Consider the following 25,450-nt stretch of genomic DNA (forward strand, 5'->3'; position numbering starts at 1 on the left):
GTTCTATGCTTCTATGCCTGCCTTAGAATTTAAGGCTATATATAGATTCACGATAGAAAATATTCTTTATTAATATATAAAACATGTAGGAACTTATTAATTTAGCAAAGGTTCATGCTATCATTATCAAGCCTGCTAGTAAAATCTGAATGAGTACGGTTTGCCTCATGTGCCGCAAAATAAAACTCTGAGATAGATCTGGTCGGAACTCGATTTAAGTCTTGAGTGTGCTGGGTAGGTTCTTGAGTTTGATTCTCAGCCATTTCAACAGTGAAACCAAATTGCATTAATAAAGCCTGAGCTGCATAGCTTAATTGTTTAGCACTATTAAACAATAGATTGGCTTTGCGATTACCAAACTCTATTTGAATAGATTTACCCCTTGCTGCTAAGGCTAATTGGATAATAGATTTTTTAGATAAATTAGTGTCCTTTAGTATTAATTTTTGCAAGCTACTATTTTGCTTTATCATTTCAGCAAGTGCTACAACTCCTTTGTCGCCAACGGTGTTTAGTGTTAGATCTAATTGCTTAAGAGTAGTATTATATTTTAATGCACTTGCTAGCTCAATTAAAGAAGGATCCTTGAAATCATTAAAGGCGAGATTAAGTTCCATAATATTCTGGTTAGTGCGTAAAACTTTGGCGATAGCAATAACTCCTTCATTTCTTAAATTGCTATGTGATAAGTCAAGCTTACCGCTAGTAATTTTAGTAGGTGAATGAAGCAATAAGAATAATTGTTTTAATTTGCCATTTAGCTCTAATTCAAATTCATCATCTTTTAAGATTTCAGCTAAATCTATTATAGTGGCTATATTTGCTATGCAATGAGCTTGATTGCATAGCACTTCTAATAATTCGTTTTTAAGTTTATCGCCTGATTCAAAGCAAACATTTGTTCCTTTAAAAGTTTGAGCTAATTTCATAATTTGTTGGTTAGTAATATTTGGTTGATCAATAATAATCTTAGCTGGTTGATAATTGGTTATTATAAGTTTATTTGCAACCTGGTGATAAGGTGCTAAAGATTGAGCAATAATTGTAACTAATTCATCATTTTCCCAGGCTCTTTTGGATAAATCAATTTGCTTAAAGTTATTAGGATTTATAATCACTTTAAGCAAGTGATTATAATTTTTATTACCAGTATCAACAGTAAAATTTTTCACTCTACTTACTAACCCCAGTTTAATTACTGATTTAAGTGTAATTTGGTTATCTTTTAAAACTAATTTCTTGAGGGTGTGATTGGCTATTAAAACTTCTGTTAAAATTTCAATGTCCAAATCATTCATAAAATTAACTGACAAATCAAGAACTTCTATTACCTTATTAACTTGTAATAATTGAGCAATTGCTTGAGCTCCATTATATTTTTCAGACTTTTCAAAAAGGCAATTTTTAGAAAGATCCAAAACCTTGATTGAAGGGTGGCTTTTTAAGACTCCTACTAAAATTGTGATATCCTCAGGATCTAAATAGTTACCCTTAAAACTAAGTTTTATAACACTCTTATTTCTCCTAAGTGTTTGTGCAATTACTGTAATTTTACTATGAAGTGATTCCCCGAGAGGAAATCTAAGCTCCTGAACAGTAGTAGAGGTAGGTGTTGTAAAGAATGATAATAACTTTGCCAAAACTGATTTATCCTGCGCAAAACTAAAACGGTTGCTTCTTGGAGATATAGCTAAATCCAATACAGATTCAAAAGTAAAATTATTGCTAGAAAAATCCATAATATTTAAGGTTTTATTTTCTTGAAATGCCTCTGTAAAAGCAAGCATACCTTGATTACCAATTTTATTATTTGATAAATCAAGATTTTGAAGTTTTGTATTACTCTTTAGCGCCTCGGCTAATTCTATTGCACCTTGATCATCTATCTCATTCTGTGATAAAATAAGCGTAGTAAGCCTATTATTTTTCTTTATCATTCTAGCTAAGGCGTAAGCTCCTTTAAGGCCAATCTTCTTGCCTGATAAGTCTATTGCAGTAATTTCAGGATTATAGCTTAAGCTATCAGCTATGGCAATTACTGCTTCTTCACTCAGCTCTCCTGCTAAATAATTGTAAATACAAAAATTATCAAATAGTTCTTTGTCACTTACTTTTGAGCTTTGAGGATCAGTTAACAATGCAATTAATAGTTCTTGAAATTTAGTTTTAGCTTTCACTTGCAGTGATTGATATCTAAGTAGAGGTTGGGATTGATCTGCCTTTGATGAAGTAATTCGGTGTTTTCGTTCATTAATAGTAATTCCTAGTTGGATAATTTGCTCATTACTATATGTGGCTTCTCTAAGATCTAATATTTTTAACGAATTATTTTTAAGTAGGGAATTTCTAAATAACATAAAATCATCGTTGTTTAAAATGGGATGATTTAAATTTAAATGTTCAAGAAATTGACTTCCTTCAATTAATTTGGCTATTAAGGTAATTTTTGTTAATGATGGATCCTTTTCTGAATCTAAATGATAAAGGCGTTTTACGATATCCAGTGCTTGCCTTTTTGTAATATAGATTTTGATAGTGTTGTTATCTTCGGTAATATCAATAGGTTGTTCACTATCTAATTCTAGCTGATGAGCATAAGCAATCTGTAAAATGCTACTAAAACCTTTAAGATTGGTAAGTTTAAGTTTGTAATCTAAAGTATAAACTTTTGTATTAACTTTTATAAAGATTAGATACTGATATAATTTATATATACTATCAATATCATATATAAGACTAATTTGCTGTTTATTACCTAATTTAGGTGAAATCTGTTGTAAAAATGAAGACAATTTTAATAGATCTTCTAAGTTTAAAACTACCCGAGAATTATCTCTAGAAGGCGATGTAGTTAAATTAACAAAAAATTGCTTGACCTTTTGAGCAATAGCATTTGAGTGGGAGGTTAAAGGAGCCAAATTGAGGTATTTTTCCAACAGGCTATCTTGCTCAAATTTAATTGATCGTTGATCTAAAATTGCTTGAATATCAAGATCTAAGCGAAGTTTGAATCCTTCTCTAGCCAATTGCAAGGGTAGATTGAGATTCTTCGCAAAAATTGTATCAAAATAGTATTCAGCTTTGCTTGATTCTTCATTAATATTATTTTCTTCCTTTCTAGGCTTAAGTCTCAATTCTTCATTAAAATATTCAGTAATAATTTTTCTGATTAAACGTCTCCAAGCTTTGCTTACTGATTGCTTTTGTACTAAATCTTGCTTGTTAATAAAGCTAAAGATAAAGATAGCTATATCTTCAGAAAAGCTAATTTTATCTAGTTCAATTAAAAATTGATTATCATATTTTTCCATAAGTTATCTTAGTATCCTAGTATATTTATATTCTATCTGCGATCTCAGTGCCAATTTTTTTAACAAAATCATTTTGTCTTACCTTGGAATCTCTAGCTGCTATCACTTTTTGAGCAGGTGCAGGCTTTATTATAATTTCACCATTTTGATAAGTGGCTCGATTTTTGCCTACCAATTCACCCATCTATAAACTGGAAAAATAGCTTTAAGTCAAACTCTCCTATTACAATCCAGATACAGGTTATAGATTATAAAATTTAAATAATTCTGTGGCCTGTTCTAGAGAAGATTGTGGCTGAACCAAAATATTACGTTGAGAGATTATATTTAAACCACCTGAATTAACTCCTGTTACGTAAGCTATTGTATCCGTCTCAAGAGCAGCTACTTCTTTACTAATATTCCTGAAAAAGAAATCCTCTGCTTGGTAGAATAATTTTATCAAGTCTTTATGTTTATCTATCTGCATAAATCTAATATGTTTTAATATTATTTATTTTTCATCTTGAGGCAAAAAACCGCCTGATTGCATATTCCATAGTTTTGCATAATGACCACTCGCTTTTAAAAGAGATAGTAGTGATGAGTATTTTATATCTGCCCAAAATGAAGCCAAAGCTAAAGGAGCTGGACTATGAGGCCAAGATAATCCAATAGCACCATGGGAGTTTAGAACAGCACAAAAGAAGCCAAAAATTACTAAGCCAATTTGCGGCTTTAAAACCAAATACTCTCAAATGATATCGTGTAGCGAGGCCATGTACTACTTTCAAAACTGCGGTTTATCAAGCCTCGATAGAGACAAAGACGACGTACCTTGCAAGAAATTGTGTAGGTAAAAATTTAATTAATTCATTAAACTAACTCGGGATACTCATCAGGTTTGGAACGATAATATTCTAAGAATTTAAAATCTTGATTTACAAAAACTTTATCTATAAATTTTGCCTTTTTGAAGCTACCTTTAGATTCATTTTTGGAAGCTCTAATTGATTCAACATCTTCCATTGAAATATTATTAGCTAGCATAAGACAATATAGTACCTCAAATACATCTGCAATCTCTTCAATTAACTCTTCTTTGCTTTGGGATTTTAAGACTTCAGTAGATTCTTCTAAAAGTTTACTCTTTAATTTTGAAATATAATCATCAGGAGATAAAGTCTTAGATATTAACTCTGCACCTAATGTCTCCATAATTTCAGGTATATTATCTCTAACAAGTTTGTTAAAGATAAAAGTATATTTTTGTTTCATAATTTATTCCAATTAATTGCAATGTTACCAAATATAATGTTAGATACTGTACTAATTTGCACAAAATCATGACATTGATTGCGAAATGAGTAAGTTTAGAAACAATATCATAAACATTTATCAAGAAAAAGGTCAAGATTGGTTAAACCAATTGCCTGATCTGCTAAGAATATTGCCTGATAAATGGGATTTATCTGATTTAAAATCTGTAGAAAATTTATCCTTCAATTATATATTAAAAGGCTTTCAGGGTAAGAGCCCAATTGTTTTAACAATCGGCCTTGATAACAACTCTCTTTATCAGGAAGCCAAAACTCTCAGAGCATGGAGTGGTCTAGGTGCAATAAAAATATATGAGTTTGATAATTATCTTGGTGTCTTATTATTAGAGCAAGCAGTGCCCGGTAATTCGCTTCTAAATTATGCTGATACTAATAATACATTAGCTCCCATAATGGTTGGTACTTTTCCAAATCAATATTTCCATTAATAAAGTAATCTTCCGGTGTTCTTGAAATAATATTAGCTTGATTGCTTAGCATAAATTTCTCCTTTTTTCACCTTGACATGCAAAGAATTACAAAAGTAAAACTTAAAGTAAAGTTGTATTACAAATATTTTTAACTTTTATTTAACATTCAATTTAATAAGGAACCAACCTTATAGAGGAGCTTAAGTGTATAAATTATTAAATATTTTATTACTAATGTTGTTTTATAGTCAATTATGCCTATCTGACTCTCTCATAGAAATTAATACAATTAAGCAATTGGAAAAATATACTACCAATTTCACCGAAAAAGATTTAGTGGTCTTTGATATTGATAAAGTTATTTTAGCACCTCAAGATTTAATTCTTCGAGATACTGCTAGAGCGACTAGAAGAAAGTTTTTTGAAGGAATAAAGAAGAAAGACCCCAATAAATTAAAATTGCTTCTAAGTGTTGTTAATATGCAAGCAAATGGAGAATTAGTAGAGCCCGAAATTTTAAAGATAATTTATAATCTACAGCGCAAAAAAGTTAAAGTTATTGCTATTACCCTAATGGGACCCAATTCGGTACTAGAAGACCAAGAATCCAATAGATACAAACTCCTTAAGGGAATGGGGATAGAATTATCAAACTTATTTAAGAGCGATACAATAAAAATAGATAATAGCAAGCGAGAGCAACCCAGACACATAGGGGGAGTAATTTTTTCAAGAGGTTATGATAAAGGCTTAGTATTAGAAAACTTCTTACAACAAATTAAGTTCTCACCACGAAAAATTGCTTTTATAGATGATCATAGAGAGCATGTAATTAACGTAGATCAACATATGCAAAAGAGGAATATAAATTTTTATGGTTTATGGTACCGACCTAGCCTACTGCCTAATGATCCACCAATAAATCAATGTATAGTAGCCAACCAATTTAAGTGGTTAGAAAAAAAATTAATATGGCTATCTGACAAGCAAGCGTCAATTCTATGCCCTTAAATAAGAGAGGTCGTGATGGAGAAGATAATATATTTAAAAAACAATGTCAGAATAATTCCTTTAATTTGGAAATGGTATGCATGGTCTTACTTAATAGCTCCTCACACTGCAGCTCTTAACATAGTCCATCGGCATATCAAAATAGAGTTAGAGCCTAGTATCACAAATAACATAGATATAAACCCATTTAAAAAGTTTTTTTGACTGTAATCCTACTTCTAACTCTATAGAGAACAATTTCAAAAATGATGGAATAAGAATAAGGTATTTTGGTCATGCTTGTATTTTATTGGAGGCTAAACAGTATAGTATATTATTGGATCCATTAATATCGTACGATTCACAGGTCTCTGGCGATGTATTATCCTTAAAAGATTTACCTGACCAAATTGATTATTTACTTATATCTCATAATCATCAAGACCATGTAGTTTTAAAGACTTTACTTCAAATAAGGCATAAAGTAAAAAAAGTAATAGTTCCAAGTTGTAATTCTGGCATGATCCAAGATCCTTCACTCGCTCGTATTTTTAAACATTTAGGCTTCAATAATGTTATAGAACTCTCAGAACTTAACTCGATTACTGATAATACTATTAAAATTACAGCATTACCTTTTATTGGTGAACACTCTGATTTAGATATTAAGACTAAAACTGGTTATCATATATTACTTAATGGGGGTAGCTTTGTATTTCTTATCGACTCTAGGAATATGGATCCTTATATATATGATAATGTATTTAGCTTGCTTGGTAAAATTAATTATATTTTTTTAGGGATGGAATGTGTTGGAGCGCCGATGTCTTGGCTATATGGCCCCCTCTTCTTTCACAAAATTGATAGAAATTTTGATAATCAAAGAAGGTTAGCAGGTTCTGATTTCGAGAAAGCTAAACGCCTTATACAAAGTAGCAAATGTAATAATGTTTTTATTTATGCCATGGGTCTTGAAGTTTGGCTAAGCCATATCTTAACTTTAAATTATGATGATAACTCTCCTTAATTAAAAGAGGCAAGAAAATTAATATCCTGGTGCCAGCATAATAATCAACATGCCGAAATACTCCAAAATCATAAAGAGGTATTAATAGTATGAATAATCTAGATGTTTTCCACCGTTCAAAATACAAAGCAATAAAAAGAAAGATATGCTATCTAAATGCTATTATAGATCATTCCCTAAAAGTACAATTTCTAGAATATAGGCTTTTTCTACATAGCTTAGGAAAAATTATTCTAATTAACGGTATTTCTTCCTCTGGAAAGTCAACTTTATGTAGCCAGCTAACAAAATATGGTTTTAGCGCCATAGAGACTGACCTAGAAAAATATAATTTTACAATGCAATATGTGGCAAAAACAATAAAAGAAGAACTCGAGAGAATATGCATAAAAGGTAAAGTCCCAGAAGCTGTAATTTCAATGGTTTCTAAGATGAAACTATACAAGAATTATATTAAACATTCTATTGCTTCAACTTACATTGATCTTTTTGCAGAAAAATTATCTAATGAGATATCTGTAATAAGGAATCAATTTAAATTGACTGGCTTATTTGACTTCTTATTTAAAAAAGCATTAGGCTATATTTATAATGGTATTAATGTATGTGTTGATATTATTTTATTCTCCCAAGCAGATTTAGATTTATTTTTAACCTGCTTTAGATATTATCCCAGTATTTATCATGTAGTATTATATCAACCTCCTCAAAAACTCTTGGAGCAGTGCTATCAAAGAAATATGAGGGCTAAGCTTGTTAATAATATTAATTTTCGAATGCCTATTAGAGTACTAGAACAATACCTAAAATTCTATAATTTTAGTAGTTATCCCTCAAACAATCCGAGCCAAATAATATTCGATTCTATTAGTAAGGATAAATTTGTTACTCTCGTTAATCAAGCAGCCATACAACAAAATGACGTGGAAACATATACAGGCATGGATAGAAATCTCTCAGCATGTAAATCTAGTATAGTTAGAAATATATTTGGAAATGCAACTATTAAATATGTGATCAATAATTTTAAATTGGACTTTTTTATAGATGGCCGAAATTACGATATAAAAAATTTGGCTTATGATTTGCATGAAATAGTCAATAACAATGTTCCTAATATTATTTGTGCTAATCAAAAACAAGGTAATAGTACGCCTAGAAAATTAGGTCATTTGAAACCTTCTTCTACTAAGATTAAATCTTTAAGCTTAATTAGTTATTAACATTATTACAATAATTATTCAATTTATTTAACCAAACGGCTTAACGAAAATAGACGGTTTCAAAATTACAACAATATATCAGAACAATTAGGCTTATTTTAAATAATGGACGCTATTATTTTTATTTAACCTAAGATCCATGAGAAAAATAAGTTTTTTTCAACTTTCAATAAGTTAATCAATTACTTTAAATAAAATACCAAATACTTTCAATAACTTGCCGAGAAGCAACCTATAAAACCTTTCATATATCAAAAACCCCAGTGTGATGATTTATTAATAAGAAATATATGTTATAGGATTATTTGTTCTAAAGCCGTCATGTTATGTGTTGATCTAGGAATATTTGATTATTTGGCTAATAATCCTTGTTCTGTAAAAGATTTATCTAGAAAGTTTAATATATCTGAAGAAAATATAGAAGCTTTGCTAATTACTTGCTGTTCAGAAGGGTTATTGCATAAGAAGGATCAAAATTTTTATCTAGCAAAAGTATCCGAGGAATACTTATGTGAAAATAGTTTATTCTCATATAAGGACTTTATTAAACATTTATATATTGAATTAGAAGAATCACGTAAATATTCGATAATGAGAGATAGTATAACAACTAACATTCCTGCAAACCTTGGAAGACAATTATTTAAAGAAGAATTTTATGCTACCCAATTAGCTGAAAATTTTGCTAAAGCTATGTACTCTAAAAGTATAGCTCCATCTTAATTTTGGCCTGATTATGTAGATTTAAATAATAAGAAATTATTTATAGATATGGGGGGAGGAGTAGGAGTTCATTCTATGGCAGCCTGTACTAAATTTCCTAAACTTCATGCAATAATTCTAGAAAGAAATGAAGTGATTAATTTAGGTGAAAGCTATGTAAAACAATCCAAACTCACTGATAGAATTCAATTTCATAATTGTGATTTTTTTAAAGATAATCTTTCAGAAGGTGATGTCTATTTTTTATCTGATATATTGCATGATTGGAACTCAGAGAAATGCCTTTTTCTCCTCAAAAAAATTTTTAAAAAATTATCAAATAATGGGATACTCATTATTCATGAAATTTTTTTTAATAATAATAAAACAGGTCCATGGTCAGCAGCTTCTTATAATATAAGCATGAGAACCTACTCAGAAGGACGGCAATATGCGAAAAGGGAAATTGTAGAGTTACTTACAAGTATCGGATATCAAAATATAGATCATAAAAGCACCTTTGCCGATTGGGGAATTATAGTAGCAGCAAAAATATAAAACCTTAATTAAAGGGAGGTATATGCTAGATTTAGATTATCGAAATAATAATATTGTTATTCCACGCTTTATTAATTATTCCTCAGAGGAAAATAAGATATGGAAGGATCTTTACTCAACACAGATAAAGCTATTACAAAATAGGGCTCATGAAATTTTTTTTGAATATTTAGAACAGCTAGAATTGCCAATTGATAGAGTACCACAGCTACCTGATGTATCGGATATATTAAAAAGCAAAACAGGCTGGGTATTAGCCGAAGTAGATGGCCTAATTTCATGCAGTGATTTTTTCAACTTACTTGCAAACAAAATATTTCCGTCTACTACCTATATTCGTAAATTAACAGATTTTTCTATTGATCCAGATATTTTTCATGAATTATTTGGTCATTGTCCCATGCTATTAGATAATCGCTTCTCTAAATTTCTAACCGACTTGGCACAGTACGCGTACAACCAACCTATTACTGAACAGCTACTACTTTTAAGAGTAATATGGTTTACCATTGAGGTCGGGCTAGTTAAAACTCCGGAAGGTTTGAGAATATATGGCGGAGCATTACTTTCATCTCCCAAAGAAACCATATACGCATTAGAAGCAGATAATGTAGAAAGAAAAAAATTTAATATTTTAGAAGCTCTTCGTTCACCTTATCGAGCTGATATGTGCCAGGCAAAGTACTTTTATATTAATAATCTGTATGAGTTATTTGAAATTGAAATAAATGATAAAATTTTCAACAGTTTAAAAAACCAAGTTATAAAATATGGGGAATATCCTGCCAAATTTAAAATCGAAAATAATAAATATACGAACGCTAATATTTATGTTCCGCCAAAATAACTATTAGAGAGTTACTTAATGGCAAAAAAAATTAAATCTAGAAATCTTCCTCATAGTGAAAAGAGAAGAAATAATACTACTTCTTTATATTTTAATAGCTTGTTTGCTTTTCTTAAAAATACCTTTTTAGGTAATTTTGAATGGTTACCTATGAAAGAACCTATTAGTATAATAGCTGATATATCCCCCGTTTTTGCTAGAATCTTAGAAAGTATTAAAATCTACAAAACAAGCTTTACTAGAGGTGACAAATGAAAGATTCTTGAAGTTAATTGGCCGATGAAACATAAGGTGCCTTTATAAGTCTTTTTAGCTTTTATACTCTTACTAAATAATCAATCTATTTACAATCCTGGAAGTTCTTTAGCTAAATACTAAAAGTCAGTTTGATCACTCTTAGATATTTTTATAAGTTTCTGCGCATGTTCTTCTAGCGCCTCTTCAATATCATTTCTAGCAAAATGTGCATAGATAGCAGTAGTGCGTTCCCCTCTTATTATAGCTGCTAAGAAAGAGTATCCGGTAGAAAACATAGTCAAGATTATAGATATATTACTTGAGCATCATGCTGATCCGAATAAATTATTATTACCTGTTACAGATAAGCAACCTGCTAAGACAATAGTAGGAATGGATGATGATGGGAATGATGAGGTAGTAGATACACCTTGGTATGTACCACTAATGTTTGATGCTTGTAGTCAAGAAGATGGTTTAGTAATTTTGCAGATGTTAAGAGAGTATGGGGCTGATTTTAATCAGCCAGACACTCAAGGAAATAGGAGGTTATTCAATTGGGTGCTGCGTCGTTTTACATCGTTTAGTATTAAGGGTCGCGAAGATCGCGTAACCCCAAATGATTTGCAAAAGGCTCAAAATATATTCTTAAAAGAATTAAAAATGATTGATTTTCTACTTGAAAATCATGCCGATCCATCTCTAGCTGATAAAGATAACGGTAAAGCCGCGTTGCATATTGTGGCTGGGTTGGATCTTAGTATGATACCAGATGCTTATCAAACACTCATTAGCAATCTGATAATGAAAGGGGCTGATCTTGAGGCACGTAATAATGATGGTAGAACGCCACTGCATATTGCAGCTTCAAATGCTCTACTCGATCTTGTTCGTATATTGATAGCGAATGGCGCTAATATTAATGCTCTTGATAGCAAGCAGAATACTCCACTTCATTTAGCAGCGGCTGCAGGAGCTCCACGCACCACTCAGCTGATTCTTGAAACAGGTAAGGCTAATATTAATGCTCTGAATGCAGATGGGTTTACACCCCTTGGCTATGCTGAAATTGCCTGTATTAATGATAAAAAAGCTTATCAGTTTTCTTCAATGGAAGCGGAATGCAAGTTTGAAGCACCCTATCACAGCAGGTACAGCAAATATTACGTACTGCCGGGGCAATACTAAAGCAGGAATCTCGACCCATTTCGCCACAACATATGATAGGTAGATCTTCAGATATTAATATAATGCAGAAATAAAGGGTTTGTCCAATTTTTCCAAAAATTTTATACACACCTAATAACTAAAAAACATTAACAATGATAACAATAGCAGGTGTAAAAAGCTATTGTTATTGATTAATGAAGTTAGAGAAACTATTAAAATGAGTGGATATAGAATTACCAACCGTTGCTTCAGTGCAAGATAGACTTACTGCCATTAGTAAAGTAATTCAAGCTGTAGCAAATGAAGAAATTACCCCGCAAGAAGGTTTGAACTTAGTAGGACTACTTAGAGATTTGCCAAAACCCTAGAGGTCTCAGAGCTAGAACAGCGTGTAAACAACTTGGAGAAAAGCCTATGAGCAGTATTAAACAACGGGTAAATAAGATTGAAGAAATTATTAGGCCTAAACGCCAAAGAGAAGCGGTAATGGTGACATACCCCCCTTATGGCAAGGACTCTGCTAAAGCGCTAAAGCAGCACCTAAGCACCCATCCAGAGGATAGAGGATATCGGTGCTAGGTATTATGTAATGGTAGCTGATTTTTCAAAAATATTATTAAGAACAAGTTATATATACTATTGCCACAACTTTTTACTGAATAGAAGAGAAGAGTTATTACCTTCCCTCCTACTAATTTAAATTTACCTTTTAATAGATGGAGAAGGTTTCTGTCCCACATATTTGCTAGCTATCACCTCAGTAATGAACTTATCCACTTCTTGGTTAAAGTTATCTTGCAAGAATACTCCATGTTCTCCTTCAAGTTTCTTTAATTGCCCAGTTGAGGATAATTGTAAGGTCTCAAGATATTCTAAGCTTATGCCTCTATCTTGAATGCCAGCAATGATTTTTAATGGAACAGTAGCTTCTTCTACAGTTTTTCTTTGATTATCAATTCCGCCTTTGAGCATACTTCCAATCATGTATTTTCTAGCTTCCCCTTTTGCAGCTTTTGCCATATCTACCATGAAGCGATTTTCTGATGTAAGTTCTATACCTTGCAATAGTACAAATAACTCTGCTAATCTATTACTTTGAGGAGAGTCATCATTTAAATCTTTCTCATAAGATAATAAAGCACCTAAATGAGGAATGCCTAATTGTTGCATTTCTTCTCTTATTTCCTGAGATAGCTTTGCTATAAAATCCTGCCTAAACCCTTTCATAAATTGACCCATGACTTCTTCTTGTTTAGTTAAGCTAAAGTCTAATGGGGGAGTTCCAGTAATAATTACTCCCTTAATTTTACTAGCAGTTTCTCTTACATCTGCTTCAGCCTTAGAATCATCTTTTTTAGCTAACAGCGATAATGCATTATGGCCACCTAATGAAACACCTAAAACATAATAGCTATCAATATTTAATGCTTTTATAGCTTTAGCCATTACATCAGCATAGCCAGGGAAAGAATAGATCTTTTCTTTATTTTCTTCTTTAGTTACAGCTGTGCTTTTACCATGTCCTGGTAGGTCAAAAGCAATTACTCTATATTTACTGCTTAATTTATCAAGTGGGGTATAAAAATCTCTACTGCTACCAGAGTTGCCATGGAAGCATACTAATACTGGTTTATCTTTAGGTCCAGATTCGGTAAAGTGAATACTTAAATCTTCTCCATGAATATGAACCTTTACATCACCTTCTTTTGCACTATGCATGTCATTTACCTTTTTAAATTTATTTATATCTGTTGCGTTTAGACTTGGTTAAATATAAGTAAATATATTATAACAGTCAAGCATATTTGTTAACTACCTAGCATATAAGAAAGCTTGATGATAAAATATCTTGGCGCTTCTACGATAATCAATATAACCTTTTTGCAGGTAAGGAGGCGTACAAAAAAAAGGCTTTTATTATGCGGATGAATAGGCTCTATATATATTCTCCAGCTTAATATCTGCTTTGTTAAAAAAGGCAATCCAACTTTCTATAGATCTAAAATACACAGGCACAAGATTGTGCTCTAGTGCTATCGATTGCTAGCACTTTTAAGTACTTGACTAAGAAAATAATAATATTAACAATTAATTCTAACTATTTACTAACTTATAAGTATAAATTCTAAAATAACTTATTTACAGGGTACCAAATGAAACATTCAACTAAGTTACTACTTATATTTACTTGTATAAATTCATTATTATTTAGTGCTTTTTCTGCAGCTACTAATGAGCAAGCTATCTATAAAGATGATGAAACTTTTGCTCAAGAATTGGATAATCAAGATTCCTTAAAAGATTTCCGTAAAAAATTTTATATTCCGAAACATAATGGCAAAGAGGTGATTTACCTTAATGGTAACTCACTTGGACTTGAGCCAAAGAAAGTTTTAGCTGATATGACTGAAGAGCTAAATGATTGGAAAGAATTAGGAGTGGAAGGCCATTTCAAAGCCAACAATCCATGGTATACTTATCATGAGCAATTTAGGCCAAGTCTCGCCAAAATTGTTGGCGCTAAAGAAAATGAAGTGGTCGCAATGAACAGCCTTACCGTTAATCTTCATTTACTAATGATAAGCTTCTATCAACCTACCAAAAAGTGCTATAAAATATTAATGGAAGCTCCTGTTTTTTCATCTGATACTTATGCAGTAAAAAGCCAGCTTGCATTACATGGATTTGACCCAGAAAAATCATTAATTATTGTAGAGCCTAAGAAAGGAAAGCATAATATTGATCTCGATGATATCGAACAAATTTTACACAAAAATAAAGATCAAGTAGCTTTAGTTTTATTAAGTGGTGTAAACTTTCTTACTGGCCAAGCAATCGACATAAAATCCATATCTCAAATTGTTCATAAGCACGGTGCTTTCTTTGGGGTAGATCTTGCTCATGCGGTGGGTAATATACCTCTTGAGCTTCATGATGCAGAAGTAGATTTTGCTACTTGGTGTAGTTATAAATACCTTAATGCAGGCCCTGGAGCAATAGCAGGAGCTTTTGTACATGAAAAACATGTGAGCAACCCTAAACTTAAACGTTTAGCTGGCTGGTGGGGAAATGATCCTAAAGAACGGTTTAAATTACATTTAGAAAAAGATTTTACCCCTATAAATTCAGCAGATAGTTGGCAGGTAAGCAATCCTCCTATTTTTGCCATGGTGCCACTCAAAACCTCATTAGAAATATTTGATCAAGCGGGCATGAAAAATTTACGAGCCAAGTCAATTAAGCTAACTGGTTATTTGGAATATCTCTTAAAGCAAATTCCGACTCAAGATATTGAAATCATTACATCTGCTAATTCTGAGGAAAGAGGTTGCCAACTTTCATTACTCATTAAAAAGGATGCTAAAAAGTTTCATGAATATTTAAAACAGCATGGCATTACTGTAGATTTCCGCCAACCTAATGTTATTAGGGTTGCCCCTACTCCACTCTATAACACTTACCATGAAGTTTGGCAGTTTGCAAAAATTGTGAAAGATTATTATGAACAAAACAAGTAATAATTGCTAAAAATCTAGGAGGTTATACATCTCTCCTAGATTTTTTTATTTTATTATCAACTTCAAGATTATTTTAAAAAATTACAAACCATTATTCAAAACAGCTTTACTTATAGTAACGACGATTACCTAATAACAGGCATAAATGGATAATTATGCCAAAACCATGTCTAATAAACTTGCAGATCATGACCAAAAAGGTGGCCATGGTAAAGAAAGACATGGTGGCCACCTTGATGAAAAATATATTGCTGAAAGAATTGAACGGGATGGAAAAAATAAATATGGAGAATATAAAACTGAGTATACAGCTAAATTTTTTAATGAAGAGGTTGAACAAAGAGTATTAAAAGATTTACTACAAAGATATGAGAACGAAATTAATGATTTTAAATTAAATAATGATCCTAGCAAACGTACACAAGGTTTTACAAATTCCTATAATGAAAATATTGGCCATGGTAGTACTTATAAAATTTTTGATGCTGGACTCAAAAACAAGCTACCAATAGAGACGAATGAAGTTACAATAGTATTTAGAAAAGATGTAAATAATGAAATTTTTGTTTATACAATATATCCAAATATTAAAAATAAAATAGTCATAGATCCTAATATTGAACAAAATATTATTAACAATTTAAAAGGAAAATAACGATGAGTAATCAAAGACCTGATTATGAAGAAATAGTCGTAATAAATTTTTTGTATGATTTTGGCATGAACGTTGAACATCTTAACGATAGAGATGTATTAGAAGAAAAAATAAAGTATTATTCTAATTTTCCAAATTATAAAGAAGGTTTGATAAGAATTTTCCAAGAATGTATTAAAGCAAAGAATCACGAATACCCAATAAAAAATTGGTATCGCTTTGTAGATGATGGTTTTATAGAGGTTGTACCTGATAGCTTTACAGACAGAGGTAACGAGGAAAGTGCCTATAATTGGTTCTGTTATATTGTAAAACTCTTTGCTGATATTTTGTATGAACACAATATTATCACCGAGGAAGAAAAAGCTAAAGCTTATGTTGAAACTAGCTTAAATTAGCTCTTCGCCTCTCCTGCTATAATATTATTAAATCTCCTCAACTTGTTCATGGTATCAAAGATAGCATGCTTGGCAGAATTATTGCGGCTCATAAATCTCATCAGCTTGAGGAAGGTATAATCCATGCAACTATAAGCAGGAAGTAATATCGGCCTTAATAACGATCGGGCTAAAGTAAAAGAATAGCACAAGATCAAAGAGAATACTTATTCCATCATGGCTCCTCTACCAAATGAAGCAGAGCGCAAAGCAATAAAACGCAACCTATAAGATATCGGCGATGTATTTAAGGATGTGGCTAATATTAAACCGCTTATCCCTGAGTCAAGTAAGTATCAAGAACTATATGATGCAGGATTGAAAAAAGGTCTTACCAAAGATGAGATAGAGTATGCGCTACAGAAATTTGAGCTAGAGAAATTTGATGAAGATGGCAAGAGAATTACCTCTCTTACCATTCATCCTAGGTTTGATAAAGAAGATAACAAACAGTTATTAATCGAACATTATGGATCTAAAAGCTCTATTCCTGCTGAACAAATAGATAAGCTTAGCGATGGAAGATTCTACCTTACTGACGGAGAATTAAGATTTACTTCTCTTAATGAAGTTCCAGAAAACCATAATTTATTTGCTAATGTTGCATGTCAAGCAGATAGAATTGTTAAAGTTACTAAAGATTTAACCCAAAAGTACGGAGCAAGTTATGATGCAGCACTCTATGTTGTAAGCAGCATAACCGGAGGATTTATTCCTACCAGTGTAGCTTTCGCGAAAGCTAAGCTTGGTGAGGAAGCATTTGGCGAGCACATAGTCCAAGGTTTTGATTTTGCTACCGGTAAAGTAGCAAGTGCCATTCGTCAGATGGATCCATATTTATCTGAAGCTTCCACTAAGAATATGGCAACTGTGGTAATTTTAGGTACTGCCATGACTACCGGTATGATGAGTGATATGAAGTTCGCTTTAAATACCCATCATACTAAACTTCTGCATAACAAGCTGCCTGAACATGATGCTCATGTAAGTAAGAGCACCATTTATAATGATAAAATTGGAGGTAATTTAAATAAGCATAATTTTAAGGATAAAAATTCATTTGAATCTCACTATATAAAACATAAGAATGAGTGGAATAATATTTCACAAGAAGAATATATAAATAAAGCTAATTCATTATATTATAAACAATCTGGAAAAGAAATATTAGAGTTTAAAAGAGCTAATGGTGATATATTAAAATACAATATAACAGAAAATGAGTTCTTAGTTATTGATAATCAAGAGACTATTAGAACATTCTTTAAGCCGAGTGACGGAATAAAATACTGAGAAAAAATTATAGCTACAGGTAAATGATGAAAAAATATGAGTGCCCTTGTTGCCATAATGAGACTTTAAATGAAGAACCTCCAGGAACATATGAAATATGCCAAATATGCAAATGGGAAGATGATTTAGCTCAGTATTATGATCCAGACTATATTGAAGGAGCCAATAAAATAAGCTTAAATGAAGCTAGGAAGATTTATCAAAAATACTCAATGTTAACTAAAGATGAAAACAACAATTATAATAAATAATTTGCAAAAAAATTTTACAATAATAACAGCATTTTCATCAATGATTGATTAAAAAGTTATGTTAGAGTTTGAATTGAAGCAATAAAAAAATATTAAAAACCTCCAAGATCGAGATGTATTAGAAGAAAAAATAAAGTATTATTCTAATTTTTTAAATTATAAAGAAGGTTTGATAAGAATTTTCCAAGAATGTATTAAAGCAAAGAATCACGAATACCTAATAAAAAATTGGCGAAAATTTGTTAATGAAGGATTTCATGAAGTAACTCCAGACACTATGCATGATCTACATACAGCCGAGGGGTGTTACAACTGGTTCTGTGATATGGTAAAATTATTTGCTGATATTCTTTATGAACACGGTATTATCACCGAGGAAGAAAAAGCTAAAGCTTATGTTGAAACCAGCTTAAATTAGCTCTTCGCCTCTCCTGCTATAATATTATTAAATCTCCTCAACTTGTTCATGGTATCAAAGATAGCATGCTTGGCAAAACTATTACTGCTCATAAATCTCATCAGTTTGAGGAAGGTATAATCCATGCAACTATAGCAGGAAGTAATATCGGCCTTAATAACGATCGGGCTAAAGTAAAAGAATAGTTTTCCATTTTCATCGGATTTTTCTTTTTTTTAAATGTGTACATTTAGAAATAAGCCACCATTCTATTTCACTTGCTTTAGCGTTTGGAAATCTTTTTTGTATGAACATTCTCACAATAGCTCCAGCTAACACTTGGTCGTTTTCTCTGTTAGTAGTATTTAAAAGGTAAGTTTCCTCTTCTTCTACTTGAGTATAATGAATCTTTTTAAAATAAGTTTTATCATGTAACTGCTCTTTTTTATCAAAATAAACAAAATTATGCAGTTTGTGGATAGCAATATGTTTTGGAAATTTTATAGTCAGATTTCTACTGAAAATTTTTTCTATAATAATTCTACTTATGTAGATACCCATCTTATTACCAAAGCAAATTAGTTCTTCTTCTGAATAACAATCTTCAGCACTCACCCTGAGGATTGTGGTGCTAGGTATTATGTTATGGTGGCTAATTTTTCTAAGGAGGGAGTAACTTGTTATGATTTATAAAACACCATTTATCTCTAATTACAATTTAGCTAAATTATCACTAGAATGTCCTATATTAAATCTCGATCCAATTCTCTCTTTATCTGCTTGGACAATTGCTGCATATATTTCATTACCGTTTGCTAAGTAGGCCTTAAGGCGAACTTCTCCTAAACGTACATAATAATGCTTAGTAAATTCATCCTGTCTCAGGGTAGAATTGGTTTTAGCAGCCAACCGTTCTATTGCTGCTTTATCCGTATGCATAATATGGATAGAAGGCTTTCCTCTTTCATCTGGGCGTATACTTAGAATAATTAATTTTGGATCAATAGTTATATCTTCAGCAATTTTATTTAATAATAATTTTTGTGCGATTTTGCCTGCAAGCCCTGTTAATCCTTTCTCAGCTGCATATTCTAAACAGTTTTTTTCTGCATTGTTGCGCTTAGCAAGATCAATATCAGTATTATCAATTATTGCTTCCGCCACTTCTAGCTGATAATAATAGATTGCCGCAAATAATGGATTAACAATTTCCTCCCGCAAACCTTGCTTGCTACATGTACGATGTCCATTAACATCTATTCTAGGAATTTGGAGTAATCTAAGCGCCACCTCAATATTATAATTTTCTATGGCTAAAATCAAAGGAGAATGAATAATCCTAGCCCCACCCATAGCATTATCAGGATCATATTTTAAACAATAATTAATATTAGCCCCTTTAGATAGTAAGAAATTTACCATATGCAAATTGCCATTTGTTGCTGCATGATTAAGTGGCACTCCCCATACATGATCATCAATCGTAACCAATCCAGTATCTAAAATCATTTGTACTATTTCTGTATTATCATCCACTCTGTTGACCTTTACTGCCTTTTCTAAAGCGTCCTTTAATATAAAGGTTATGTCTTTAATGTTCTCTTCTTCCGTTTTATTAAGCTTTTTATTTTGCAAAGTAAGTGGTAATAGATACTCTATAATTTCTTTTTTTTCTCCAAGTACTGCGGCACTTAAGCTTCCCCAGCAAGTATCATCTATTTCCTTTACCCCCGTTTCTTTTTGTAACTTACCAACTAAGTTAACATCTGCTCCATTTTCTACTAGCAGCTTAACTATCTCAAAATGTCCTAAATAAGCAGCGTGCTGTAATGGTATTTTTTCAAAATCTTCTACTGGCTCAACCCTTACCCCATGAGCCAGCAAGTACTTAACTTTTTCAATATCGTTAGCCATTACTGCAGCCATTAATAGATCCTTACCGATAAGTTCTATATTAGAAATTTCATTTAATGCAGTGATTAGCTGAGGAGAAAATTTTCCTTGCCTGATTCCTTCTAAAATTAGCCCGTTACTGCCTTTCAGTGGAGTATGGCGGCCCTCTTCCACAGTAGTAACATTACGCAAATTAAGTGGTTGATTTTCAATTGTTTGAATAGTTTCCATCGGCACTAATCGTACAATATGTAAATCATCACGCGCGCGGAGTTTCATATTTGCTAAATGTGAGCCTATATCAAATAATATATAAGCTACCCTGTAATGTACCGCATAACCATCCTTGTCTTCACCCATAGTATCATATTGGTAAATTACTTGAGGTGTAACCTGATTAGATTCCACTAAAAACTCTAAATTACCATATGTTTCTTCTCTCAGCTCTCTAATTGCAGCGCTGATTAAATTTTTATCACCTTGATCTTTTAAGCCCCCAGGGAATAAATATTCTTGTTTGATAATACCATCTTTACCAAGCTTTTTACCCATAATCGCCACCTCTTTGCCTGCAGCATCAATACCTTTTACTACTGCTACTACACCTACTTGGTGATGTTGACAAAGCAAGTCATAAGGATCTTTAGTAACATTTTTATCAGCACCATAGCTAACTAATAATTCAGCAATTTCAGACCAACCGTTTGCTACTGCTAATGAATATGGCGTATCACCTAATAAAGACCGTATATTAGGGTTAGCTCCTCTGCGCAGTAAAGAACTAGCAATGAGGTAACGCATAGTATTTTCATTACCTTTTCTTAAATTATAAATCGGCTCACTGGTTGCCATTAAATAATGTAGTGCAGTAAAGCCATTATCAGGAGAAACATATGAAGGACCCTCACCTAACCTAGAGATATGCATATAGCTCATCTGGCTATCAAGAGGCGCACCTCTATTTACTGCTTCAATTATTCCTGCAATATTTCCATTAAAGATAAAATGCATGAGTGGAGTTTTACCATACTTATGCTCAATTTTAATATCCACACCGTGATCTAATAAAATCTTAAACGTCTCTACACTTCTTCTTTGTATTCCTTCTTCACCGTGATTACCAAACCTGGTATCTGCTGCAAATGCTAAAAGCCTTGGCTCCCTAAAAAGATCAGCCCCATGAGCAATTAATCTTCTAAGTACTTCTGGCTTTTTGCCAAAACATGCCTCTCCAATTACACCTAACTCCTCAAGGCCCCCTGTAGTAAGTTGTATATTAACCTTATGAAAAATGAGATGATCATGCTGGTCGGGTGATTTCAAGGTGAATAAAATATCAATAAATTCTAAATCTTCTTCTGCAACTGCCTTACCTAGCACCTCAACACCCATATCAATTGCAGTTAAATCAGCACCTTGATCAATTAAGAATTGTGCAGTACGTGCTCTATTTTGATAGTCTTTACGGCCAGCTAATTCAAATAGACTTTCTTTTAACTTAGTTTTTGTAAATTTACCATTTGCGATAAGTTGTTTAAGCAACTCTAAATCAGATCCTTTATATGCTTTTTCTTTTAAATCTATTGTAGCCCAATCAGTTGGAACTATGTTTGCCCGCTCTTGAAATACCTTTGGAGGTTGGACAGTAAGATGCATATCTGGCAAGTCTAGAGCTAGCTTTCCAGGAAGTTTTCCTTCGGGATAAATCCATCCAGGCATAAGAAGATTCATACCAGTAGATAAAACTTGCATTATATTTTGCTGGTCTCCCGTTTGAATAGTATCACATATATGCTGATAATAGTTACCACCTATCAGCCTAATGTGCCTAACAAATTGTAGGGCTATCCCTTCTAATACCTCCCGGCCGCAGAAGATCTCATCTCCCATAGTTAAAGTAATGGTACGCTTATTACCGTCCGGATAGGTGTAAGAATAAGTTTTAATCTTTTGTTGATCATTATGGCTATATTGAAACAGAGTTTCACCAAAATAGCTGGGACGTGAGATTGTCTGTTGAGCATAATCTGATAAATGTCCACTGACATAAAAACCTTTAAAACGATGCTCGTAATCTTTAAACAACCTATCTAGCGATAGTACGATAGTATGACCATTACCTTTACTTAAGAAGGAAGGAGTCTTATGATCTCCCAACCCAACGGTGAAGAAAATGTTATCATCGCCCGCTGTTCTTCCGGTATGACTATTCTTAACAGCACGCTCTAAGCGTTGCCTTTCACGAACTGAAAGTAATGCACCTTCTTTACTAATTTCTTCAAAAGCGTGGGTTTTATGTTTTGCCGTTAAATTATTAATAATAAAGGTAATAATTTGCTGCTCTACTGAACTAAGCATGCCTAAAAATTCTCTCTCACGCTGTAAATTCTTATAGGAGGCTTCTTTAATATTTATATTATATTCATATTCAAATTCTTCATAAGAACGCTCAGTATATATGTCATATATTTGAGCTTCTCTATGCAAATGTATTTTGCTTGGTTCTACAGATGATGCTGCGGTGGCATCTGCCATAATTCTGTCTTCTGATTTTGATACTGCAATAGCTAAAGAAGATGCACTACTCATATTAAGCCTGTTTTTATAAATATTATTTTTGGTACTATAGCATGGCTGTTACTTTGCAAAGATGTAAACAGCTTGTTATACATTGATTTCTTATTTCCTCTTATGAAAATATGAAAGTAATCCGGCAAAATATAAATACTTTTTTATAAAATTCTATGGATAAAACTTCGTATATGTTCACAACTCATTAACTAACTTGCTAACAAAATATTAACCCATAGCCAACTTCTTTAATACATTACTAACAATAGGGCATATTCTTCACTAAGAATTTATATAACAAACTTTTAAATTAAATTGTGCTTTTATACACTTTAAACCTCTATTCACATAGCCCCCGAGGGCTTTTTTCAATCATTATTATGCTCCAATCCTAATTTTTAAGTTGTAAATATTAAAAAAATTCATTTATATACCAATTATCAATTATAACTTCTTAAAGAGATTGCAATCATGAAAGCTACTTTAAATAAAAGCTTAAATATTGATATAAAGGTATTATCTACGCATATGCCAGGCTTGCGTTATAGAGGTCCAATACAAGCTAATACCTTATTAAATGCGGAAGCTATTACCTCTGAATGGATCCTTAATGATATGGATAGTTATAAATTAGTTTTGGGATTTGAAGGCAAAACAGAGAATGGCTTTACAGAAATCCATACTCACTATCCGCCAAAGAAGCTATCCTTTTTCCTAGCTACTGTTCCTCCTGAATTTAGCGAAGCCATTAAAGAGGCATTAAGAGGCACAGCCCTTGAACTGCCAAGCTTAATCGAAGCAGAAAAAAAAGAATTAGAGCACCAAGCTTTAAAACAAAAAAATAGAAAAGCATTATTGCAGCAAATTAACTCATTAGGCCAGCCATCAAATTATGGGAATTTTTCCTCAGAAGATGCTCGCGGTATTCTTCTGAGTAGTCTCGGTTATACCGATGCGAATAGTGACAAACCTATCTTAGGCATTTTTGGTGCAGGACCGGTAGCGATAGCAATATGGAATCCAGAGACAAAAACAGCTGCTTTAGCTTATATTAATGTTTTAACCGATTTAAAATTTCTTGATCAAATTTTTTATCAATTAAGCCGCGGAAATAATGCTAAGTTGCAAGTTCATCTAGCTGGTGGTAATCCTTACACTTCCACAGAAATGGTGCACAAAATTATAAAAAGAATTAAAACAAAAGATAATGCAGAAATCAAAACCAGTAACTTGATTCCATTTTGTTTCTTACCTCAATCATTAGCTATAGATTCTCGTAATGGAGAAATTTATACTAAATTTATATCTCAACAGCTAGATTTTGGTAAAGATCTGCATCTTCAACCTGTTAGATTGCAATTTAGTTCAAGTCCCTTATATGAGAAATATGATGGCCGAGGTAGGAGCGCTGAACTCGCCAAGCCCATTAAGCCAACTAATGCAGAAGATAATAAGTTTCAAACTCTTATTTCTACAAAGACCCGTTTTAGAACGGCTAATAAGATTACTGAGTTACTGCCAGGCTTTAAGAAAGGCTTTAATCCAAGCTTATAAAGTATATAAATTTTATTTTGAAAATAAAGATAGCTGGCACTGTGCCAGCTATCTTTATTTATTTTAACTTAGCCTGTTGTACGGCCTAACTTTCTAAATGATGGCCTTATAGTTTCCTTAGACGCAATTGCTCACCTCTAAAGCCAGTCATATATGCGCGCCTGATAATAACATTACCCTCATGTGTAACTAAGGGGCTGTTTTTAAAGTATTTCTGGCACTTTATTCTTAAACTCATCACTATTCTCCAAAGCTTTCTGTGCTTCTTTCGTCCAATGGTTTTCTACAGCAATTATATATTTACCATAAAGATAGTGAGCTTATAAGAATCGCTACGTTGCCAGTTATTAAGTTTCTCATTGTCCTCCCTTATACCTAAAAATAACAAGACTTTTATCATTGCCTTGTTATCTATTTTTTAACCATAAATAGATAATTAGGAGGGTATTATATAGCACTCCTAGGTAAATTGTTAGGTCATATGAATGAATTATATGATAGGGCAATAATGGCCTCCTTGAGCATTACGTGCTTGAATTTCTCTTTGAGCAAAACTGGAGTTACTAGGAGCTATTCCTGAACTTTCTGCTCTATCTTGGGCTCGGGATAAACGATAGGAACTTATCAAATTAGTCCATTCATCTGCAAAAACATTATTTGGTCTTAAGTATTGTACATTTCCTTGATCAGATATAAATGCAAGATATTCAAAAACATCTCTTATATTTTGTCTATCACGCTCTAAAGCATACATCTCCTCTATTCGTTTTCTGTTTTCCATAAGCTTATCTTGTGCTTTGGCTTCCCTAAGATCGTACTCAACAATATCTTGCAGGCAGAATTTTTTGCTTCTCTCTGGTAGGGCTGCTTCTAATAATGGAAGAATTTCATTTGGTTTATGCTCATAATACTCACTAGCTATATGGAAGGCGTTTAAGCCGTTATTGTTTCTAATGGCGGCCTGAATGCGATGATGTTGAATTAATAACTTGGCAGGCTCCTCTCTATCTAGCCGAATAGCCCACATTAATACTGTTTGACCTTCACCATCTTGGGCATTTAGATTAACGTTAGGATGTTGAATTAA

28 protein-coding genes and 1 pseudogene are annotated in these 25,450 nt (G+C 32.3%); 20 read left to right on the forward strand and 9 right to left on the reverse strand.

Going from position 1 to position 25,450, the window contains the following annotated elements; translation table 11 throughout:
* Positions 1-101: 101 nt before the first annotated feature.
* From EF513_RS07345 to EF513_RS07355, 4 genes are read right to left on the reverse strand one after another with little or no spacing between them, the layout of a single operon-like run.
* Positions 102-3,311, reverse strand: a complete 3,210-nt coding sequence (locus tag EF513_RS07345) for a leucine-rich repeat domain-containing protein (protein WP_125216748.1) — start codon at positions 3,309-3,311, stop codon at positions 102-104.
* Positions 3,312-3,336: 25 nt separating this feature from the next.
* A complete protein-coding gene (locus EF513_RS07945) occupies positions 3,337-3,495 on the reverse strand; it encodes a hypothetical protein (RefSeq protein ID WP_164503866.1) in 159 nt (52 codons plus the stop codon).
* 57 nt (positions 3,496-3,552) lie between these two features.
* A complete protein-coding gene (locus EF513_RS07350; RefSeq protein WP_125216749.1) occupies positions 3,553-3,780 on the reverse strand; it encodes a hypothetical protein in 228 nt (75 codons plus the stop codon).
* Positions 3,781-3,804: 24 nt separating this feature from the next.
* The gene (locus EF513_RS07355) at positions 3,805-4,038 is read right to left on the reverse strand and encodes a hypothetical protein (RefSeq protein WP_125216750.1); all 234 of its coding nucleotides are present in this window, start codon (positions 4,036-4,038) and stop codon (positions 3,805-3,807) included.
* A gap of 10 nt (positions 4,039-4,048) precedes the next feature.
* Between EF513_RS07355 and EF513_RS08210 the strand changes: the two genes are divergently transcribed.
* The gene (locus EF513_RS08210) at positions 4,049-4,150 is read left to right on the forward strand and encodes an excalibur calcium-binding domain-containing protein (RefSeq protein ID WP_125216751.1); all 102 of its coding nucleotides are present in this window, start codon (positions 4,049-4,051) and stop codon (positions 4,148-4,150) included.
* A gap of 16 nt (positions 4,151-4,166) precedes the next feature.
* Here the strand turns inward: EF513_RS08210 and EF513_RS07365 are convergent, their stop codons facing one another.
* Positions 4,167-4,568, reverse strand: coding sequence for a nucleoside triphosphate pyrophosphohydrolase (locus EF513_RS07365; protein WP_125216752.1), 402 nt, complete (start codon positions 4,566-4,568; stop codon positions 4,167-4,169).
* A gap of 85 nt (positions 4,569-4,653) precedes the next feature.
* Here EF513_RS07365 and EF513_RS07370 point away from each other — a divergent pair, with 85 nt between their 5' ends.
* From EF513_RS07370 to EF513_RS07960, 12 genes and pseudogenes are all read left to right on the forward strand, one after another.
* Positions 4,654-5,058, forward strand: a complete 405-nt coding sequence (locus EF513_RS07370) for a hypothetical protein (RefSeq protein WP_125216753.1) — start codon at positions 4,654-4,656, stop codon at positions 5,056-5,058.
* 186 nt (positions 5,059-5,244) lie between these two features.
* Complete coding sequence (locus EF513_RS07375) at positions 5,245-6,051, forward strand: DUF2608 domain-containing protein (RefSeq protein WP_125216754.1); 807 nt, start codon at positions 5,245-5,247, stop codon at positions 6,049-6,051.
* A 15-nt stretch (positions 6,052-6,066) separates the two neighbouring features.
* Positions 6,067-6,255, forward strand: a complete 189-nt coding sequence (locus EF513_RS07950; protein WP_164503867.1) for a hypothetical protein — start codon at positions 6,067-6,069, stop codon at positions 6,253-6,255.
* A 55-nt stretch (positions 6,256-6,310) separates the two neighbouring features.
* A complete protein-coding gene (locus EF513_RS07380) occupies positions 6,311-7,057 on the forward strand; it encodes an MBL fold metallo-hydrolase (RefSeq protein ID WP_277592640.1) in 747 nt (248 codons plus the stop codon).
* Between the two features lie 89 nt (positions 7,058-7,146).
* On the forward strand, positions 7,147-8,280 hold the full coding sequence (locus tag EF513_RS07385; protein WP_125216756.1) for a hypothetical protein: 1,134 nt from the start codon (positions 7,147-7,149) through the stop codon (positions 8,278-8,280).
* 303 nt (positions 8,281-8,583) lie between these two features.
* A complete protein-coding gene (locus EF513_RS07390; RefSeq protein ID WP_277592641.1) occupies positions 8,584-9,003 on the forward strand; it encodes a methyltransferase family protein in 420 nt (139 codons plus the stop codon).
* 27 nt (positions 9,004-9,030) lie between these two features.
* Positions 9,031-9,540 (forward strand): annotated as a pseudogene (locus EF513_RS07395) (methyltransferase); the annotation flags it as partial.
* A 22-nt stretch (positions 9,541-9,562) separates the two neighbouring features.
* A complete protein-coding gene (locus EF513_RS07400; protein WP_125216759.1) occupies positions 9,563-10,387 on the forward strand; it encodes a phenylalanine 4-monooxygenase in 825 nt (274 codons plus the stop codon).
* Positions 10,388-10,405: 18 nt separating this feature from the next.
* Entirely contained in the window at positions 10,406-10,642 is a 237-nt protein-coding gene (locus EF513_RS07405) for a hypothetical protein (RefSeq protein ID WP_125216760.1), read from the forward strand.
* 225 nt (positions 10,643-10,867) lie between these two features.
* Positions 10,868-11,812 carry an ankyrin repeat domain-containing protein gene (locus tag EF513_RS07410; RefSeq protein WP_125216761.1) on the forward strand — a complete coding sequence of 315 codons (945 nt, stop codon included), beginning with the start codon at positions 10,868-10,870 and terminating at the stop codon, positions 11,810-11,812.
* A gap of 203 nt (positions 11,813-12,015) precedes the next feature.
* The gene (locus EF513_RS07955) at positions 12,016-12,162 is read left to right on the forward strand and encodes a hypothetical protein (RefSeq protein WP_164503869.1); all 147 of its coding nucleotides are present in this window, start codon (positions 12,016-12,018) and stop codon (positions 12,160-12,162) included.
* A 46-nt stretch (positions 12,163-12,208) separates the two neighbouring features.
* Complete coding sequence (locus tag EF513_RS07960; RefSeq protein WP_164503870.1) at positions 12,209-12,373, forward strand: hypothetical protein; 165 nt, start codon at positions 12,209-12,211, stop codon at positions 12,371-12,373.
* A gap of 123 nt (positions 12,374-12,496) precedes the next feature.
* Here EF513_RS07960 and EF513_RS07415 read toward each other — a convergent pair whose 3' ends face one another.
* The gene (locus EF513_RS07415) at positions 12,497-13,513 is read right to left on the reverse strand and encodes an alpha/beta fold hydrolase (RefSeq protein ID WP_125216762.1); all 1,017 of its coding nucleotides are present in this window, start codon (positions 13,511-13,513) and stop codon (positions 12,497-12,499) included.
* 434 nt (positions 13,514-13,947) lie between these two features.
* Between EF513_RS07415 and kynU the strand changes: the two genes are divergently transcribed.
* The 6 genes from kynU (at position 13,948) to EF513_RS07445 (ending at position 18,366) form a co-directional block, all read left to right on the forward strand.
* On the forward strand, positions 13,948-15,312 hold the full coding sequence (kynU, locus tag EF513_RS07420) for a kynureninase (RefSeq protein WP_125216763.1): 1,365 nt from the start codon (positions 13,948-13,950) through the stop codon (positions 15,310-15,312).
* A gap of 145 nt (positions 15,313-15,457) precedes the next feature.
* Positions 15,458-15,967, forward strand: a complete 510-nt coding sequence (locus tag EF513_RS07425) for a hypothetical protein (RefSeq protein ID WP_125216764.1) — start codon at positions 15,458-15,460, stop codon at positions 15,965-15,967.
* A gap of 2 nt (positions 15,968-15,969) precedes the next feature.
* Entirely contained in the window at positions 15,970-16,365 is a 396-nt protein-coding gene (locus EF513_RS07430) for a hypothetical protein (protein WP_125216765.1), read from the forward strand.
* A gap of 294 nt (positions 16,366-16,659) precedes the next feature.
* A complete protein-coding gene (locus tag EF513_RS07435) occupies positions 16,660-17,697 on the forward strand; it encodes a hypothetical protein (RefSeq protein ID WP_125216766.1) in 1,038 nt (345 codons plus the stop codon).
* A 26-nt stretch (positions 17,698-17,723) separates the two neighbouring features.
* Positions 17,724-17,948 carry a CPCC family cysteine-rich protein gene (locus tag EF513_RS07440; RefSeq protein ID WP_125216767.1) on the forward strand — a complete coding sequence of 75 codons (225 nt, stop codon included), beginning with the start codon at positions 17,724-17,726 and terminating at the stop codon, positions 17,946-17,948.
* Positions 17,949-18,117: 169 nt separating this feature from the next.
* Positions 18,118-18,366, forward strand: a complete 249-nt coding sequence (locus EF513_RS07445; RefSeq protein ID WP_125216768.1) for a hypothetical protein — start codon at positions 18,118-18,120, stop codon at positions 18,364-18,366.
* A gap of 195 nt (positions 18,367-18,561) precedes the next feature.
* On the opposite strand, the gene EF513_RS07450 is transcribed toward EF513_RS07445, so the two are convergent.
* Together EF513_RS07450 and EF513_RS07455 are read right to left on the reverse strand one after the other, a co-directional pair.
* On the reverse strand, positions 18,562-18,906 hold the full coding sequence (locus EF513_RS07450; RefSeq protein WP_125216769.1) for a hypothetical protein: 345 nt from the start codon (positions 18,904-18,906) through the stop codon (positions 18,562-18,564).
* A 150-nt stretch (positions 18,907-19,056) separates the two neighbouring features.
* Positions 19,057-22,827, reverse strand: a complete 3,771-nt coding sequence (locus EF513_RS07455) for an ankyrin repeat domain-containing protein (protein WP_125216770.1) — start codon at positions 22,825-22,827, stop codon at positions 19,057-19,059.
* 453 nt (positions 22,828-23,280) lie between these two features.
* Here EF513_RS07455 and EF513_RS07460 point away from each other — a divergent pair, with 453 nt between their 5' ends.
* A complete protein-coding gene (locus EF513_RS07460; protein WP_125216771.1) occupies positions 23,281-24,363 on the forward strand; it encodes a hypothetical protein in 1,083 nt (360 codons plus the stop codon).
* Between the two features lie 490 nt (positions 24,364-24,853).
* Here EF513_RS07460 and EF513_RS07465 read toward each other — a convergent pair whose 3' ends face one another.
* Positions 24,854-25,447 carry an ankyrin repeat domain-containing protein gene (locus EF513_RS07465; RefSeq protein ID WP_338142609.1) on the reverse strand — a complete coding sequence of 198 codons (594 nt, stop codon included), beginning with the start codon at positions 25,445-25,447 and terminating at the stop codon, positions 24,854-24,856.
* Between the last annotated feature and the right edge of the window lie 3 nt (positions 25,448-25,450).

The organism is Rickettsiales endosymbiont of Stachyamoeba lipophora (assembly GCF_003932735.1).
In the GTDB taxonomy this organism is placed as follows: Bacteria; Pseudomonadota; Alphaproteobacteria; order Rickettsiales; family 33-17; genus RICK01.